17 protein-coding genes and 1 riboswitch are annotated in these 15,304 nt (G+C 71.8%); of the genes, 15 read left to right on the forward strand and 2 right to left on the reverse strand.

Annotated elements, in window-relative coordinates; translation table 11 throughout:
• The first annotated feature begins 170 nt into the window (after window positions 1-170).
• The 14 genes from def (at window position 171) to ACYQ1K_RS27335 (ending at window position 12,263) form a co-directional block, all read left to right on the forward strand.
• Window positions 171-731, forward strand: coding sequence for a peptide deformylase (gene def / locus ACYQ1K_RS27270; protein ID WP_459986775.1), 561 nt, complete (start codon window positions 171-173; stop codon window positions 729-731).
• A gap of 31 nt (window positions 732-762) precedes the next feature.
• On the forward strand, window positions 763-1,692 hold the full coding sequence (gene fmt, locus ACYQ1K_RS27275) for a methionyl-tRNA formyltransferase (RefSeq protein ID WP_459986776.1): 930 nt from the start codon (window positions 763-765) through the stop codon (window positions 1,690-1,692).
• Window positions 1,689-2,099, forward strand: a complete 411-nt coding sequence (locus tag ACYQ1K_RS27280) for an MmcQ/YjbR family DNA-binding protein (protein WP_459986777.1) — start codon at window positions 1,689-1,691, stop codon at window positions 2,097-2,099. The genes fmt and ACYQ1K_RS27280 overlap by 4 nt, the downstream gene beginning before the upstream one ends.
• Entirely contained in the window at window positions 2,092-3,492 is a 1,401-nt protein-coding gene (locus tag ACYQ1K_RS27285) for an RsmB/NOP family class I SAM-dependent RNA methyltransferase (RefSeq protein ID WP_459986778.1), read from the forward strand. The genes ACYQ1K_RS27280 and ACYQ1K_RS27285 overlap by 8 nt, the downstream gene beginning before the upstream one ends.
• 27 nt (window positions 3,493-3,519) lie before the next feature.
• Window positions 3,520-4,476 (forward strand): non-homologous end-joining DNA ligase, encoded by a 957-nt coding sequence (gene ligD / locus ACYQ1K_RS27290; protein WP_459986779.1) that lies wholly within the window; start codon window positions 3,520-3,522, stop codon window positions 4,474-4,476.
• A 37-nt stretch (window positions 4,477-4,513) separates the two neighbouring features.
• Window positions 4,514-6,124: a RecQ family ATP-dependent DNA helicase gene (locus ACYQ1K_RS27295; RefSeq protein WP_459986780.1), complete on the forward strand. Its 1,611-nt coding sequence runs from the start codon at window positions 4,514-4,516 to the stop codon at window positions 6,122-6,124.
• 20 nt (window positions 6,125-6,144) lie between these two features.
• Entirely contained in the window at window positions 6,145-6,798 is a 654-nt protein-coding gene (rpe, locus tag ACYQ1K_RS27300; RefSeq protein ID WP_459986790.1) for a ribulose-phosphate 3-epimerase, read from the forward strand.
• Between the two features lie 84 nt (window positions 6,799-6,882).
• Window positions 6,883-7,012: riboswitch (FMN riboswitch) on the forward strand.
• Window positions 7,013-7,100: 88 nt separating this feature from the next.
• The gene (gene ribD / locus ACYQ1K_RS27305; protein ID WP_459986781.1) at window positions 7,101-8,174 is read left to right on the forward strand and encodes a bifunctional diaminohydroxyphosphoribosylaminopyrimidine deaminase/5-amino-6-(5-phosphoribosylamino)uracil reductase RibD; all 1,074 of its coding nucleotides are present in this window, start codon (window positions 7,101-7,103) and stop codon (window positions 8,172-8,174) included.
• Complete coding sequence (locus tag ACYQ1K_RS27310; protein WP_459986782.1) at window positions 8,174-8,875, forward strand: riboflavin synthase; 702 nt, start codon at window positions 8,174-8,176, stop codon at window positions 8,873-8,875. The genes ribD and ACYQ1K_RS27310 overlap by 1 nt, the downstream gene beginning before the upstream one ends.
• Window positions 8,872-10,149: a bifunctional 3,4-dihydroxy-2-butanone-4-phosphate synthase/GTP cyclohydrolase II gene (locus ACYQ1K_RS27315; protein WP_459986783.1), complete on the forward strand. Its 1,278-nt coding sequence runs from the start codon at window positions 8,872-8,874 to the stop codon at window positions 10,147-10,149. The genes ACYQ1K_RS27310 and ACYQ1K_RS27315 overlap by 4 nt, the downstream gene beginning before the upstream one ends.
• Window positions 10,146-10,634 (forward strand): 6,7-dimethyl-8-ribityllumazine synthase, encoded by a 489-nt coding sequence (gene ribH, locus ACYQ1K_RS27320; protein WP_459986784.1) that lies wholly within the window; start codon window positions 10,146-10,148, stop codon window positions 10,632-10,634. The genes ACYQ1K_RS27315 and ribH overlap by 4 nt, the downstream gene beginning before the upstream one ends.
• Window positions 10,635-10,679: 45 nt before the next feature.
• Window positions 10,680-10,943 carry a phosphoribosyl-ATP diphosphatase gene (locus ACYQ1K_RS27325; protein WP_344044518.1) on the forward strand — a complete coding sequence of 88 codons (264 nt, stop codon included), beginning with the start codon at window positions 10,680-10,682 and terminating at the stop codon, window positions 10,941-10,943.
• A gap of 11 nt (window positions 10,944-10,954) precedes the next feature.
• The gene (gene hisG / locus ACYQ1K_RS27330) at window positions 10,955-11,821 is read left to right on the forward strand and encodes an ATP phosphoribosyltransferase (protein ID WP_459986785.1); all 867 of its coding nucleotides are present in this window, start codon (window positions 10,955-10,957) and stop codon (window positions 11,819-11,821) included.
• A complete protein-coding gene (locus ACYQ1K_RS27335) occupies window positions 11,805-12,263 on the forward strand; it encodes a PH domain-containing protein (protein ID WP_459986786.1) in 459 nt (152 codons plus the stop codon). Before hisG ends, ACYQ1K_RS27335 begins: the two co-directional genes overlap by 17 nt.
• 4 nt (window positions 12,264-12,267) lie before the next feature.
• Here ACYQ1K_RS27335 and ACYQ1K_RS27340 read toward each other — a convergent pair whose 3' ends face one another.
• Entirely contained in the window at window positions 12,268-13,176 is a 909-nt protein-coding gene (locus tag ACYQ1K_RS27340) for an aldose 1-epimerase family protein (RefSeq protein ID WP_459986787.1), read from the reverse strand.
• A gap of 86 nt (window positions 13,177-13,262) precedes the next feature.
• Between ACYQ1K_RS27340 and ACYQ1K_RS27345 the strand changes: the two genes are divergently transcribed.
• Window positions 13,263-14,780, forward strand: a complete 1,518-nt coding sequence (locus ACYQ1K_RS27345) for a glycoside hydrolase family 6 protein (RefSeq protein WP_459986788.1) — start codon at window positions 13,263-13,265, stop codon at window positions 14,778-14,780.
• Window positions 14,781-14,784: 4 nt separating this feature from the next.
• Here the strand turns inward: ACYQ1K_RS27345 and ACYQ1K_RS27350 are convergent.
• Window positions 14,785-15,304, reverse strand: a 520-nt coding sequence (locus ACYQ1K_RS27350; protein WP_459986789.1) for a hypothetical protein, incomplete at its 5' end; no start/stop codon positions are given.

Consider the following 15,304-nt stretch of genomic DNA (forward strand, 5'->3'; position numbering starts at 1 on the left):
GCATCGAGTTGGTCGAGCCGACGTCGCATAGAAGCACTCTAGCTCGACTCTGACGTATAAGCAAACACACATTCGAACAGTGTGCATATATTGGCGGGTACGTCACGAAGGTTCCCCGTCGGTGAAGCCGGGCTGCCCGCGCCTTAGCGCCTCTCTCTAGGATGGCAGGCATGCCCATCCAGCCCATCCGTCTGTTCGGTGACCCGGTCCTGCGGCGCAAGGCCGAGCCGGTCGTCGACTTCGACAAGGAGCTGCGGCGGCTCGTCGAGGACCTCACCGACACGATGCTCGACGCACCCGGAGCCGGTCTGGCCGCGCCGCAGATCGGCGTCGGGCTGCGCGTCTTCACCTGGTACGTCGACGGCGAGGTCGGCTACCTCGTCAATCCTGACCTGACCCTGTCAGAGGAGACCCAGGACGGCGACGAGGGCTGCCTGTCGATCCCGGGCCTGAAGTACGACTGCCGACGCGCGCTCTCCGTCGTCGCGCGCGGCTTCGACATGCACGGCGAGCCGGTGCTCATCGAAGGGTCCCAGCTCCTCGCCCGGGCCATCCAGCACGAGACCGACCACCTCGACGGCGTCCTCTTCATCGACCGCCTCGACAAGGCGGCGCGCAAGGCCGCGATGAAGGAGATCCGGGAGTCGGAATGGTTCGGCCTCGCCCTGACGTCGGGCACGGCGCCGACGGTCAAGATCTCTCCGCACGCCACGCGCGGCTTCGGTCTGTGATGGCCGCCCGCCCGACAGGCAGGGCGCGGTGATGCGTCTCGCGTTCGCCGGCACGCCCGAGGTGGCGCTGCCGTCCCTGGAGGCCATCGCCTCGTCGCGCCACGAGCTCGTCGCCGTCATCACGCGGCCCGACGCACCGGCCGGGCGAGGCCGCCGGCTGGTCGCCAGCCCGGTGGCGCAACGCGCCGAGGAGCTCGGGATCGACGTCCTGAAGCCGAAGCATCCCCGCGACCCGGAGTTCCAGGACCAGCTGAAGGCCTTGGAGCTCGACTGCATCCCGGTGGTCGCCTACGGCGCCCTGCTTCCGGCGAGCGTGCTGGAGATCCCCGCACTCGGATGGGTCAACCTGCACTTCTCACTGCTCCCGCAGTGGCGGGGTGCGGCGCCGGTCCAGCATGCGATCTGGGCCGGCGATGAGTTCAGCGGCGCCACCACCTTCCGCATCGTCTCGGCCCTCGATGCCGGACCGACGTTCGGCGTCATGACCGAGCGCGTCCGCCCGACCGACACGGCGGGCGACCTGCTCGGTCGTCTCGCCGAGGGCGGCGCGCAGCTGCTCGTGGCGACGCTCGACGGCATCGCGGACGGCTCGCTCGAGGCGCGTGAGCAGCCTGCCGACGGTGTCACGGTGGCCCCGAAGATCACCGTCGAGGACGCGCACGTCGACTGGGCCGAGCCGGCGACCGGCGTCGACCGCCGAGTCCGGGCGTGCACGCCGGCCCCCGGCGCGTGGACGACGTTCGCCGGGGAGCGGTTCAAGCTCGGGCCGGTCACGCCGGACTCCGACGAGGCGGCGCTGGCGCCGGGGGAGCTGCGGGTGACCAAGCGCTCGGTGCACGTGGGCACGGCGACTGTGCCGGTCCGGCTCGGCGTCGTCCGTCCCCACGGCCGCAAGGAGATGCCGGCTGCCGACTGGGCCAGAGGCGTGGAGACCCCGCCCGGCACTACCTTCGGATCGTGACGAGACCCGCGACGCCTGACGACATCGGGCGGATCTGCCTGAGCCTGCCGGAGGTCGAGCTCGGCGTCAGCTGGGGTGACCGGCCGACGTACCTCGTCCCGCGCGGCGACAAGGGTCGCGGCTTCGTCCTCTATCGACGGCCGCACAAGAGCGCGATCGACCCGGCGACCGGCGAGATGTACGACGACCTCCTCGTCATCCGCACCCCGACCGAGGCCGACAAGCTGGCGCTCGTCGCCGAGGAGGGGCTGCCGTTCTTCACGGTGCCGCACTTCAACGGCTACAACGCCGTGCTGGTCCAGGAGTCGCGGCTCGGCGAGATCAGCGTCGACGAGCTGCGCGAGGTGATCGAGGACGCCTGGCGTGCCGTCGCCCCGAAGCGGCTGCTGAAGGAGCTCGATGGCTGACCCGCGCAAGCGCCGCGGTCCCGGCGGACGTCCACCCCGCCGCGCGCGTGTGGATCCCGCCCGGGAGATCGCGCTTGAGATCCTGACCCGCGTCCGCACCGAGGACGCCTACGTCAACCTGCTGTTGCCGGCCCTCCTGCGTCGGGCGGGTCTGACCGGACGCGACGCCGCGTTCACGACCGCGCTGGTCTCCGGAGCGGTGCGCGGACAGCTGACCTACGACGCCGTCATCGATGCGTGCGTCGATCGCTCGCCGCACCCGAAGGTGCGAGACGCGCTGCGCCTCGGCGCCCACCAGCTGCTCGGGATGCGGGTCGCATCCCACGCGGCGGTCAGCACGACGGTCGATCTCGTTCGGTCGCAGGCGGGACCCGGCGCCGCGGGCTTCGCCAACGCGGTGATGCGGCGGATCGGCGAGGCCGACCTCGCCACCTGGGTGCGTCGGCTCGCGCCGGCGGACCCGACCGGCTTCCGGTCGATCGCGTTCAGCCACCCGCGCTGGGTCGTCGAGTCCCTCGCCGAGGCCGTCGGCGACGGCGACGAGGTGGACGCGCTGCTCGAGGCCGACAACGCGCCGCCGAAGGTGACCCTCGTCGCGCGACCGGGACGCGCCACGGTGGCCGAGCTCGGCGGGATGCCGAGCGGCCTGTCGCCGTACGGCGTCGTCCTCGACTCCGGCGACCCCGGCTCCGTGCCGGCGGTCGCCGAGGGGCGCGCCGGCGTGCAGGACGAGGGGTCGCAGCTGGTCGCGCTCGCGCTGGCCGAGGCGCCGCTGCAGGGGGCCGACGAGCGCTGGCTCGACCTGTGCGCCGGCCCCGGCGGCAAGTCGGCGCTCCTGGCTGCTCTTGCGGCCGAGCGCGGCGCCGTGCTGGTGGCGAACGAGGCGCAGCCGCACCGGGCCGGCCTCGTCCGGCGCAACCTCACCGATGCGCGGAACGGCTGGCTCGTCGCCGGGACGTGTGGCGTGATCGCGGGAGACGGGACGCATCCGGCCTTCCGGGACGGCACGTTCGACCGCGTGCTGGTCGACGCGCCGTGCAGCGGACTCGGTGCGCTCCGGCGCCGCCCGGAGGCACGGTGGCGCCGACGGCCCGAGGACATCGACGGCCTCGTGCCGCTCCAACGGTGCCTGCTCACCAGCGCCCTGCGTCTGGTGCGGCCCGGCGGCGTGGTCCTGTATGCCACCTGCTCGCCGGTGCTCGCGGAGACCCGCGGCGTCGTCGAGTCGGTCCTGGCGGCGCAGCCTGCCGGGTCTGACGTCCGCCTCCAGCCGGTGACAGGCTCTGCCGGCGACGTGCCCGATGCCGCCGGTCCCATGGCCGGCACGGTCCAGCTGTGGCCGCACCGACACGGCACGGACGCGATGTTCATGGCGCTGCTGCGCCGGACCTGACGCACCTGACCCATTACGCTCAGCCGCATGGCGAGCCCTTTCGTCGAGATCGAGGTCGACGACCGCGTCGTCAAGGTGACCAACCCGGACCGGGTGTACTTCCCCCAGCTCGGCCTGACGAAGCTGGACCTGGTCGAGTACTACCTCGCCATCGGCCCCGGCATCGTGAACGCGCTGTTCGAGCGGCCGTGCATGCTGCACCGCTTCCCGACGGGGCTCGACGGCGAGAAGGTGCACCAGAAGCGCCTGCCGGCGGGCGCTCCGGACTGGGTGGAGACCGTCCGGCTGTTCTTCCCCCGGTGGAAGCGCACCGCCGATGAGCTGTGCGTCACCGAGCTCGCGTCGGTGATCTGGGCCGTGCAGATGTCGACCGTCGAGTTCCACCCGTGGAACAGCCGGCGCGAGGACACCGAGAAGCCCGACGAATGGCGCATCGACCTGGATCCCGGCCCGGAGTGCCCCTGGGAGACGGTGCAGCGGGTCGCCGGCGTCGCGCACGAGGTGCTCGACGAGCTGGGCGCCGTCGGCTACCCGAAGACGAGCGGCGGCAAGGGCCTCCACATCTACGTCCGCATCCACCCCGACCACGGCTTCCAGGAGGTACGCCGGGCCGCGCTCGCCTTCGCCCGCGAGGTCGAGCGCCGCGCGCCGGAGGACGTCACCACCGCGTGGTGGCGCAAGGACCGCGATCCGGCCCAGCTGTTCGTGGACTACAACCAGAACACGCGCGACCACACGATCGCCTCGGCCTACTCCGTCCGCGGCGTCCCCGAGGCACGCGTCTCGACGCCGGTGAGGTGGACGGAGGTGCCCGAGGTGCACCCGAGCGACTTCACGGTGCTCACGGTGCCGAAGCGCTTCGCTCAGATCGGCGACCTGCACGCCGACATCGACGATCACGTCTTCGACATCGCCCCGCTGCTGGAGTGGGCCGAGCGCGACGAGCGCGCCGGCGCCGAGGGTCCGGTGGATCCGGAGGGGTGAGCGGCATGGCGCGTGGGCCGGGCGGACACCGAGCGCCGTGACCTCACGCAGGATCAGTGCCGACACGATCGCCCGGGTGCAGCAGGCCGCCCATGATGACTTCGGCCACCGCCGCCTCCACCCCGGTCAGGCCGATGCCACCGGCGCGCTGCTGGAGGGGCACGACGTGCTGCTCGTCGCGCCAACCGGCGCGGGCAAGTCGCTCGTCTACCAGCTCGCCGGGCTCCTCATCGACGGACCGACCGTCGTCGTCTCGCCTCTGCTCGCCCTGCAACAGGACCAGATCGAGGGGATCGAGGAGTCGCGCGCGCAGGTCCACGCCGTCCGGATCAGCTCGGCCGAGACCGAGACGGAGCGCCGCCGGGCCCTGGAGCTGATGGCCTCTAGCGAGGCCGAGTTCCTCTTCCTCTCCCCTGAGCAGCTCGCCAACGCCGAGGTGCACGATCAGGTGGCGGCCCTCCGGCCGAGCCTGGTCGCCGTCGACGAGGCACACTGCGTCTCGGCCTGGGGCCATGACTTCCGACCGGACTACTTCCGTCTGGGGGAGCTGCTCGCAACCTTGGGCGGTCCGCGCATCGTGGCGATGACGGCGACGGCAGCGCCACCGGTCCGCGAGGACATCGTGGAGCGGTTGCGCATGCGGGACGCCCGCACGATCGTGACCGGCTTCGCACGCGACAACCTGGCACTCGACGTCGTCCGTGTGGTCGACGCCGAGGAGCAGCGTCGCACCGTGGTCGCAGCAGTCGAGGAGCTGTCCGGCGCAGGCATCGTCTACTGCCGCACACGCCGGGCGGCGGAGGAGTACGCCGCCCTGCTGACCGATCGGGGCCGGCGTACGGTCGTCTATCACGCCGGCCTCGGCGTCAAGCGTCGCGAGGCCGCGCAGCAGGCCTTCATGGAGGGCGAGGTCGACACGATCGTCGCCACCTCGGCGTTCGGCATGGGCATCGACAAGCCGGACATCCGGTTCGTCGTCCACGCTCAGATCCCCGAGTCGCCCGACACCTACTACCAGGAGGTCGGCCGCGCGGGACGGGACGGCGAGCCGGCTCAGGTGACGCTGGTCTACCGGCCGGAGGAGCTCGCGCTGGGTCGGTTCTTCTCCGCGTCCGCGCCGAAGGCAGGCGACGTCGAGCGGGTGCTGGAGGCGCGGGCACGTCTCGGCGGCGATCCCGTGCGCGTCGCCTCCGAGACCGGCATGGGACGTCGCAAGGCCGGCCGGATCCTCAACCTGGCCGAGCTCGCCGAGCACACCGCCGGCGAGGCGACCGTGACGACGGTCCGAGAGATCGCCGAGGCTCAGCAGCGGCTGGAGCGCTCGCGCGTGGACATGATGCGCGGCTACGCCGAGACCGACCGCTGCCGTGCCGACTTCCTGGTGGCCTACTTCGGCCAGCAGCTCACCGAGCGCTGCGGCGTGTGCGACAACTGCCGCGCCGGCACCGCTCCGGATCCCGGGGCCCAGCAGTCAGGGCCGTTCCCGGCTCAGAGCCGCGTGCGTCATGAGGAGTTCGGCGCGGGCACCGTGACCGACGTCGAGGAGGACCGGCTGACGGTGCTGTTCGACGAGGTCGGCTACCGGACGCTGTCGCTGCAGGTCGTCCTCGAGCAGGCCCTGCTGCAGCCGGTCGAGGCGCGCTCCTAGGATCGTGCCCCGTGGGCCACATCCAGATCACGCCGAGCATACTCAACGCCGACTTCGCCAACCTGGGCGCGGAGGTCGCCCGGATCGGCAGCGCCGACTGGGTGCACGTCGACGTGATGGACAACCACTTCGTGCCGAACCTCACCTTCGGGCCGACGATGCTCGAGGCGCTCAGCAAGGCCACCGACCTGCCACTCGACGCGCATCTCATGATCGAGGATCCGGACCGCTGGGCGCCCGGCTATGCCGAGGCCGGCGCGGGCAGTGTGACGTTCCACGTCGAGGCGGCCAAGGCGCCGGTGCGGCTGGCCCGCGAGATCCGCGCGCGAGGCGCCCGGGCGAGCATGGCGCTCAAGCCGGCGACGCCCATCGAGCCCTACGCCGACCTGCTGCCCGAGCTCGACATGGTCCTCGTGATGACGGTCGAGCCCGGGTTCGGCGGTCAGAGGTTCCTCGACCTGTGCCTGCCCAAGATCCGCCGGACCCGCGAGCTCATCGCTCGGACGGGCGGTGACATCTGGCTGCAGGTCGACGGCGGCGTCAGCCTGGAGACCATCGAGCGCTGCGCGGAGGCCGGTGCGGACGTGTTCGTGGCCGGGTCCGCGGTCTACTCCGCCGACGACCCCGACGCGATGGTCGCGGCCCTGCGGGAGAAGGCTGCCGCGGCCGGCTGACCCGCTCGCCGACCGCCCATCTGGCGGACCCCATGTCCCAGGGGTGGACAAAGGGCGCTATCCTCGTCGTGACGAGTGAACAACTCGCGTGCTCTGGGGTCGGTGTAATTCCGAACCGGCGGTGACAGTCCGCGACCCGATGGCAGCCAGCCAGCGGTTGACCAGGTGGAAATCCTGGACCGACGGTGAAAGTCCGGATGGGAAGCGCACGCACTGCTCCTCGCCGGACACCCCGCCAGGGTGACGGCCAGAGCACACGTCAGGCCCCAGGGTCCGCGACCGGACCAAGAAGGGGCCCATCGATGTCGCAGGCCATGTGGCAGCCCACGGCGCAGCACAGCGTCGAGCGCGTGGCGATGCGGCGTGCCCTCGAGCTGGCGGCGAGCCCCGATGCGCCGCTGTGGCCCAATCCGCGCGTCGGCTGCGTCCTCCTCGCCGCGGACGGGTCGACGGTCGCCGAGGGCTACCACCGCGGCGCCGGGACACCGCATGCCGAGGCCGATGCGCTTGCCCGAGCGGGATCCTCCGCACGCGGCGCCACCGCCATCGTCACCCTCGAGCCGTGCAACCACACCGGTCGGACCGGCCCCTGCTCGGAGGCGCTGATCGCTGCCGGCGTACGGCGGGTCGTCTATGCCCAGGCCGACCCGAACCCGGTCGCCGCCGGGGGAGCGCGGCGCCTGCGCGATGCCGGGCTCGAGGTGGAGAGCGGACTGCTCGCTGACGACGCGCGAGCTGTCAACGAGGTCTGGACCCACGCGACAGAGCTCCAGCGCCCCTTCGTGACGTGGAAGCTCGCCACGACGCTTGACGGCCGTAGCGCCGCCGCCGACGGCACGAGCCGCTGGGTCTCCTCGGCCGCAGCGCGACGCGACACCCACCGGCTGCGGGCGCTGTCGGACACCATGCTCGTCGGCACCAACACCGTCGCCGTCGACGACCCGGAGCTGACGGTCCGCGACGAGCACGACGTGCCCGTCGGGCGCCAGCCGCTGCGCGCCGTCATGGGCCTGCGCGACCTGCCGGCAGGCAGGCGCATCTTCAACGACCGCGCCGAGACCGTCCACCTGCGTACGCGCGACCCGCACCAGGCGCTGAAGGAGCTGTGGGTGCACGACCGTCGCCATGTCTTCCTCGAAGGTGGGCCGACCCTCGCCGCCGCCTTCGTCCGCGCCCGCCTGGTCGACGAGATCGTGGTCTACGTGGCGCCGATGCTCCTGGGGTCCGGCCGCAGCGCCGTCGCCGACCTCGGGATCGACACGATCGCCGCTGCCCTGCGGCCCACCGTCACCGATGTGACCGTCCTGCCAGGCACCGACGGCGAGGAGCCGAACGTGCGCTTCACACTCACACCCACCACCGAAGGGGATCGCTGATGTTCACCGGGATCGTCGAGGAGCTCGGCACCGTGGCCGCGCTGGAGGACCAGGGCGATGCGCTCCGGCTCACCATTGCCGCCACGACCGTGCTCGAGGACGTCAAGCACGGCGACTCGATCGCCGTCAACGGCTGCTGCCTCACCGTCACCGAGGTCTCGACGGGCTCGGCGGGCTCGACCGGCGAGGAGCAGACCTGGACGGCCGACGTCATGGCCGAGACGCTCGACAAGACGTCGCTGCGCGGCATCGCGCCCGGTGACATCGTCAACCTCGAGCGCGCGGTCACGCCCCAGACGCGTCTGGGCGGCCACATCGTCCAGGGCCACGTCGACGGCGTCGGGACGATCCTGGCGCGGACCCCGAGCGAGCACTGGGAGGTCGTGGAGATCTCGCTGCCGGCTGCTTTGGCGCGCTACGTGGTCGACAAGGGCTCCATCGCCGTCGACGGGGTGAGCCTGACGGTGGTCTCGACGGGCTCGATCGACGAAGGGGGCTCGACCGACGAAGCCGGCTCGACCGACGAAGCCGGCTCGAGCTCCTTCACCATCAGCCTCATCCCCGAGACGCTCGCCCGCACGACTTTGGGCCGCAAGGGCGTCGGCGACCTGGTCAACCTCGAGACCGACATCATCGCCAAGCACGTCGAGAGGCTGATCTCGACAGGCGCGACCAGCGAATGGACAGGAGGCGAGCGATGAGCGCGCACGGATCCGAGCACCGCGGACAGCACGGGGGCATCAGGCTCGACGAGGTCGAGCAGGCGATCGCGGACATCGCCGCCGGCAAGGCGATCGTCGTCGTCGACGACGAGGGCCGCGAGAACGAGGGCGACCTCATCTTCGCCGCCAGCAAGGCCACGCCGGAGCTGATGGCGTTCACCATCCGGCACAGCAGCGGGGTGATCTGCGTGCCGATGACCGCCGAGCAGCTGGACCGCCTCGACATCCCGCTGATGACGCCGCACAACCAGGACCCGCTGCGCACGGCGTACACCGTCAGCGTCGACGCCCGCGATGGCGTCTCCACCGGGATCTCGGCGGCCGACCGGGCGCGCACCGCGCGGCTGCTGGCCGATCCGGCCACCACGCCCGCCGAGCTCACCAGGCCCGGCCACGTCTTCCCGCTGCGCTACCGCGAGGGCGGCGTCCTGGTGCGGCGCGGTCACACCGAAGCCGCCGTCGACCTCGCCCGGCTCGCCGGGCTGGAGGAGACCGGCGTGCTCGTCGAGGTCGTCAACGACGACGGCACGATGAAGCGGGCGCCCGAGCTGCGTGAGTTCGCCGACGAGCACGGGCTCGCCATGATCTCGATCGAGCAGCTGGTCACCTACCGCCGCCGCCACGACGTCCTCGTCGAGCGGGCAGCCGAGACGCGGCTCCCCACGGCGTACGGCGACTTCACGGCCTACGGCTTCCGGATCGCGGTCGACGACTCCGAGCACGTCGCCCTCGTCCACGGCGACGTGTCGGGGGACGCCCCGGTGCTGGCTCGGGTGCACTCGGAGTGCCTCACCGGCGACGTGTTCGGCAGCCGCCGCTGCGACTGCGGGCCGCAGCTTGAGGAGAGCCTGCGCCGGGTCGTCGAGGAGGGCCGCGGGATCGTCGTCTATCTGCGCGGTCACGAGGGCCGGGGGATCGGCCTCGTCGCCAAGCTGCAGGCCTACCAGCTCCAGGACGGCGGTCGCGACACCGTGGACGCCAACCTCGACCTCGGGCTGCCCGCCGACGCCCGCCACTACGCCGCCGCCAGCCAGATCCTGCGCGACCTCGGCGTCGAGACGGTGCGGCTGCTGACCAACAACCCCGGCAAGGTCACCGAGCTGGAGGACTACGGCATCCACGTCGCCGAGCGGGTCCCGCTCACTCCCCGCCCCAACGACCACAACATCGCCTACCTCATGACCAAGCGCGACAGGATGGGCCACGTGCTGCCCGACCTCGACCGGAGCATCGACCTAGGAGCAGCCCAGTGAGCGGTTCAGGAGCACCCCAGGCGCAGGCCGTCGACTGTCACGACCTCCGGGTCGCGCTCGTCGCCGCCTGCTGGCACGAGCAGGTCATGGACGGCCTGATCGCCGGTGCGCAGCGTGCGTTCGCCGACCACCGGATCGAGGCGCCGGTCGTGACCCGCGTGCCGGGCACCTTCGAGCTGCCCGTGGTCGCGAGCGCCCTGGCGCAGCAGGGCTTCGACGCCGTCGTCGCCCTGGGTGTCGTCATCCGTGGCGGGACCCCCCACTTCGACTACGTCTGCGGCGCCGCGACCGACGGACTGACCCGCGTCGCTCTCGACCACACGGTCGCTGTCGGGTTCGGCGTGCTGACCTGCGACGACGAGGCGCAGGCGCTCGACCGTGCGGGCCTGGAGGGGTCGAACGAGGACAAGGGCTACGAGGCCGCGTCCGCCGCACTGCAGACCGCCCAGACGATCAAGCGGATCCGCAGCCGCATTCAAGGCTGAGACCGCCGGTCGGCTCGCAGGGCGGACCACCTAGGCTTCTACCCCGTGAAGACGTTCGAACAGCTGTGGGCCGAGCTCTCCGAGAAGGCCGCCAGCCGTCCCGCCGGATCCGGCACGGTCGCCCAGCTCGACGCCGGCGTCCATGCGATCGGCAAGAAGCTGGTCGAGGAGGCCGCCGAGTCCTGGATGGCCGCCGAGCACGAGGGCAAGGAGGCGGCGGCGCTGGAGATCAGCCAGCTGCTCTACCACGCCCAGGTCCTCATGCTCGCGACCGGCCTCGAGCTCGACGACGTCTACGCCCACCTGTGAGGAACGCACCCATGGTCTCCATCGACGACTCCCGCCTGTTGCGCATCGCCGTGCCCAACAAGGGCGCCCTCTCGGCCGCGGCGTCGGAGATGCTGCGCGAGGCCGGCTACCGGCAGCGTGACGACACCAAGCGGCTCACCTTGATCGACGAGGAGAACGGCGTCGAGTTCTTCTACCTGCGTCCGCGCGACATCGCGCTGTACGTCGGCGAGGGCACCCTCGACATCGGCATCACCGGCCGTGACCTGCTCCACGACTCCGGCGCGAAGGCCGAGGAGGTCCTCCAGCTCGGCTTCGGCCGGTCACGCTTCCGGTTCGCGGGGCCGGCTGGTGCGTTCACCGATGTCGCCGGGCTCGCGGGCCACCGGATCGCGACGTCGTATGTCGGCGTCGTCCGAGAGTTCCTGCAGCAGCGCGGCATCGAGGCTGACGTCGTGCGGCTGGACGGCGCGGTGGAGACGAGCATCCAGCTGGGGGTCGCCGATGCGATCGCCGACGTCGTCGAGACCGGCAGCACGCTGCGGCAGGCCGGCCTGGAGGTGTTCGGGGAGACGATCCTGGAGTCCGAGGCCGTCATGATCACGCGGTCGGGCACCGTGCCGTCCGGCTTCGAGATCTTCCGGCGTCGCATCGAGGGCGTCATGATCGCCCGCGGCTACGTGATGATGGACTACGACATCCGCGCCGAGGACCTGGCCGCCGCCACCGAGCTCACGCCGGGTCTCGAGGGGCCGACGGTCAGCCCCCTGCACCGTGAGGGCTGGGTCGCGGTGCGGGCGATGGTGCCGCGCGAGGGCGCACAGCGGCTGATGGACGACCTCTACTCGGTGGGGGCGCGGGCCATCCTGCTGACCGACATCCATGCCTGCCGACTCTGACCTGCCGCCTCTGCCGCGGCTCCCGAGGACCTACCGCCCGCTCGGCCCTCGCATCGTCGCCACGGTCCTGGTCATCGGGCTGGTGGTGGTCTGCGCGATGGCGTGGATCGGCTTCGACGACGCCACCAGGTCGCGGTTCACGACCTTCGAGAAGCTCACCCTGGCCTTCATCGCCCTGCTGATCCTCCTCTGCGTCCACGCCCTCACCCGCTCCCGTGTGACGGCCACACGGGAGAAGCTCGTCGTCGTGAACGGCTACCGCCGCCGCGAGCTGGCCTGGCCCCAGGTCGTCGCGGTGCGGATGCCCCCGGGAGCGCCGTGGGCCAGCCTCGACCTGGCCGACGGGTCGGAGATCGCCGCGATGGGCATCCAGAGCTCGGACGGAGCGCGGGCCAAGGACGCCGTACGTGTGCTCCGTCAGCTCGTGGTCGGGCTCAGCTGAGGCGCTAGATCCCCCGGATGCCCCACGACGAGCTGAATCGCTGCCCGGGGGCGAGCCGAACGAGGTCGACCCCGGAGTTGAACGCATCCGGCGGCGCCGTCATCGGCTCGACGGCGAGCGACCGGCGAGCGGTCGCCGGCACGTCGTCGGCGGTGTAGAGCATCAGCCAGTCGTGGTGCTCGTCCACCCACAGCTCGACGCCCGTCCCCTCTGGGGAGAGCAGGCGTGTCGTCGCCCGGCCGTGCTCGTCACGCTGAAGCCGGCCGTAGGCGTGGTTGAGCACGAGGTCGCCGAGGCGTCGCGGCGCCCGCAGGTCATACGGCGTCCCGTCGACGTCCTCGGTCCCCGTCGGCAGAAGGCGCTCGGCGTCGGCCAGGAGTCGGGTGCCTGCCGGCACGGTCACCGTCCAGCCGTCCACGGGCCCCGCGCCGGCGAGGAGGTAGGGATGGGAGCCTGCCGCGTACGGCGCCACCTCGTCGGAGGCGTTGGTCGCGGTCTGCGTCACGGTCAGCCCATCGGCGTCGAGCGCGTAGCCGACCTCGAGGTCGAGCGTCCAGGGGTAGCCCGTCTGGCTCATCAGCCGATAGGCGAGCGTGACATGGTCGGGCCGCTGGGCGACCAGCGACCAGGCCACCCACCGGACGAGCCCGTGGGAGGCGTTGTGGCGCGCGGGCTCGCTCAGAGCCAGCTGCTGGGTCCGGCCTTCGAAGACGTAGCGACCGTCGCGGATCCGGTTGGGCCACGGCACGAGCTGCTGTCCGCGTGCGCCCGAGGATGCGCTGCTCTCGTCGAAGCCGTCGAGCAGGGGGCGGCCGCCCTTGGTCAGGGTGCGGATCGCGCCTCCGCTCTCGGTCACCACGGCGGTGTAGTCACCGTTGCTGATGTCGAACTGCTGTCCGCTCGGTGGTAGCACGCGACCACGTTAGACCGACAGACGCCGACTTGACTCCGAGTCTCGCTCTGACGGATCGTCGAGGCCCCGACCAGGAAGCCTCCTCTGTGCCGTTCCGTCCCTCGCTGCGCCCGCGCCTGCGGGTCCGCGACGCCGCCGTCGTCGGCCTCCTGCTCGTGGCACTGGCCCCCGTCCTGATGCTGGTGACGAGGGCCGGCCCTCGAGAGGGCCGCGTCGCGACGCCGGCGTCGGAAACGCCGCAGGCACCGCTGACGTCGACGTCCCCGGGCGTCCCGACCGGCGCCGAGACACCGACAGACCCATCTGCTGCCCGACGCACCCCGACGCCCCACCTGCGGGCGGGCACGGCCCCGCAGCTGGCGGCCGCGCCGGTCGTAGGGGAGCGGCTCGTCGCGAGCGTGGCCAAGCGGCGCGGCTGGTCCTCCGGCGTCCGGTTCCGCTACCAGTGGCTCCTCGACGGTCGGAGCATCCGGGGCGCCACGAAGCCGACGCTCGTGCCCACCGACCAGATGATCGGGCGGCGCGTGTCGGTCCGTGTGACCGGCCAGATGCCCGGCTACCTGCCGGCCGTCTCACGGTCGATGTCGCGCACGGTGCTGCCGGACGACCCGCTCGCCGGAGGTCGGTGGGGCGTCTACCGCGGTCCGTGGAACGGGATCTACCGCGCCTACCAGCGCGCCACCGGGACGACCAAGCAGCTGCTGGGCCGGATCGCGCTGCAGCCGCGGATGATCTGGTTCGCCGCGGACTTCTCGACGAGCTCGATCGGCCGGGCGCTGCGGGGGTTCGTCGCCACCCAGCAGGCCGAGTTCGGCAAGGACGCGCTCATCCAGGTCGCGATCTTCCGCGAGTGGCCGCGCGGCGAGGCCGGACGCGGCAAGCCGCTCAGCGGCAGTGAGCAGGCGTCGTACCGAGCGTGGGTGGACGCCGCCGCCGACGCCATCGGCGACGCCCGCGTCGCGATGGTGCTGGAGCCGGACCTCGGGCTCAACGCGGTGCCGAACAACTCGTGGGAGACGCGGACCGCCGATCCTGCCGTCCGCCTCAGCCTCGTGCGGTACGCCGCCCGGCGGTTCTCCGCGCTGCCGAGGACGTCGGTCTATCTCGACGCCTCCGACGCCGACTGGCTCACGGTGCCGAAGATGGTGCCGGTGCTCGAGGCCGCCGGCGTGCAGTTCACGCGCGGCTTCGCGCTCGGCGCCACGCACTACTCGAGCGTCGGCGACAACATCGACTACGGCACCCGGCTGGTCGCCGCCCTCGACGCGGACGGGATCCACGGCACGCGGTTCGTCATCGACACCGCCGACAACGGCCGCCCGTTCACGTGGGCGCAGCACCGCTCGGAGCACCCCGGCGCCGACTTCGACAACGCTGCGACCTGCCGCAGCGTGTCCGACACGACCTGCGACACCCTCGGCGTGCCGCCGACCGCCGACGTGGCGGACCAGCCAGGCCTCGGCCTCACCGGGCGGCAGCGGACGGACGCTCTGCGCTACGTCGATGCCTACCTGTGGTTCGGCCGGCCCTGGCTGGTCCGGCAGGCGTCGCCGTTCTCCCTGAGCCGCTCGCTCGAGGTCGCGCGGTCGACGCCGTTTCAGTGACCGCTCAGATCGGGTAGATCACCTGCACCTTCGTCGTCTTGCCGTGCGTGTCACGGTGGGTGATGGTGAGCGTCAGCCACGCGCCCGTGTCGTGCTGGGCATACCGCTTCATCTGCTTGCACCGTCCGAGCGGGATGGGAAGCGCGAAGCGGATCGAGCCGGGCCTCGCGACGACGGCGGTCGCCTGGGCGAGGTGGGGCAGCTTCGTGCGGGGGTGCTGGTGCTTGTGCATCTTGACGCCGGTGAAGGTCGCCGTGAGGTTCCAGGTCACCCGACCGGCTGCGTTGATCTCCGTCACGCCCGTCAGGCCTCGGCAGTGACCGTGGTGCGGGTGAGAGCACACGCCGCCGAGCGTCGGTGTGTGGTCAGGCGTGGTCGGCCCGATCGGCGGTCCCGACGTGCTGCTGTCGTCGTTGCGGATGGTGACGGTGCCCGTGCCGGTGGCGATGGTGGCGTTGGTCGGGCTGGTGAGGGTGACGGTGAACGTCTCGTCGGGTTCGACGGTGGTGTCACCGGTGATGGAG

The organism is Nocardioides sp. AN3 (assembly GCF_054653495.1).

What these genes read in the sequence shown, in the direction of transcription:
- def (WP_459986775.1), top strand. Translation starts at nt 171, where the DNA reads ATGCCCATCCAGCCCATCCGTCTGTTCGGTGACCCGGTCCTGCGGCGC.
- fmt (WP_459986776.1), top strand. Translation starts at nt 763, where the DNA reads ATGCGTCTCGCGTTCGCCGGCACGCCCGAGGTGGCGCTGCCGTCCCTG.
- ACYQ1K_RS27285 (WP_459986778.1), top strand. Translation starts at nt 2,092, where the DNA reads ATGGCTGACCCGCGCAAGCGCCGCGGTCCCGGCGGACGTCCACCCCGC.
- ligD (WP_459986779.1), top strand. Translation starts at nt 3,520, where the DNA reads ATGGCGAGCCCTTTCGTCGAGATCGAGGTCGACGACCGCGTCGTCAAG.
- ribD (WP_459986781.1), top strand. Translation starts at nt 7,101, where the DNA reads ATGTCGCAGGCCATGTGGCAGCCCACGGCGCAGCACAGCGTCGAGCGC.
- ACYQ1K_RS27310 (WP_459986782.1), top strand. Translation starts at nt 8,174, where the DNA reads ATGTTCACCGGGATCGTCGAGGAGCTCGGCACCGTGGCCGCGCTGGAG.
- ACYQ1K_RS27315 (WP_459986783.1), top strand. Translation starts at nt 8,872, where the DNA reads ATGAGCGCGCACGGATCCGAGCACCGCGGACAGCACGGGGGCATCAGG.
- hisG (WP_459986785.1), top strand. Translation starts at nt 10,955, where the DNA reads ATGGTCTCCATCGACGACTCCCGCCTGTTGCGCATCGCCGTGCCCAAC.
- ACYQ1K_RS27335 (WP_459986786.1), top strand. Translation starts at nt 11,805, where the DNA reads ATGCCTGCCGACTCTGACCTGCCGCCTCTGCCGCGGCTCCCGAGGACC.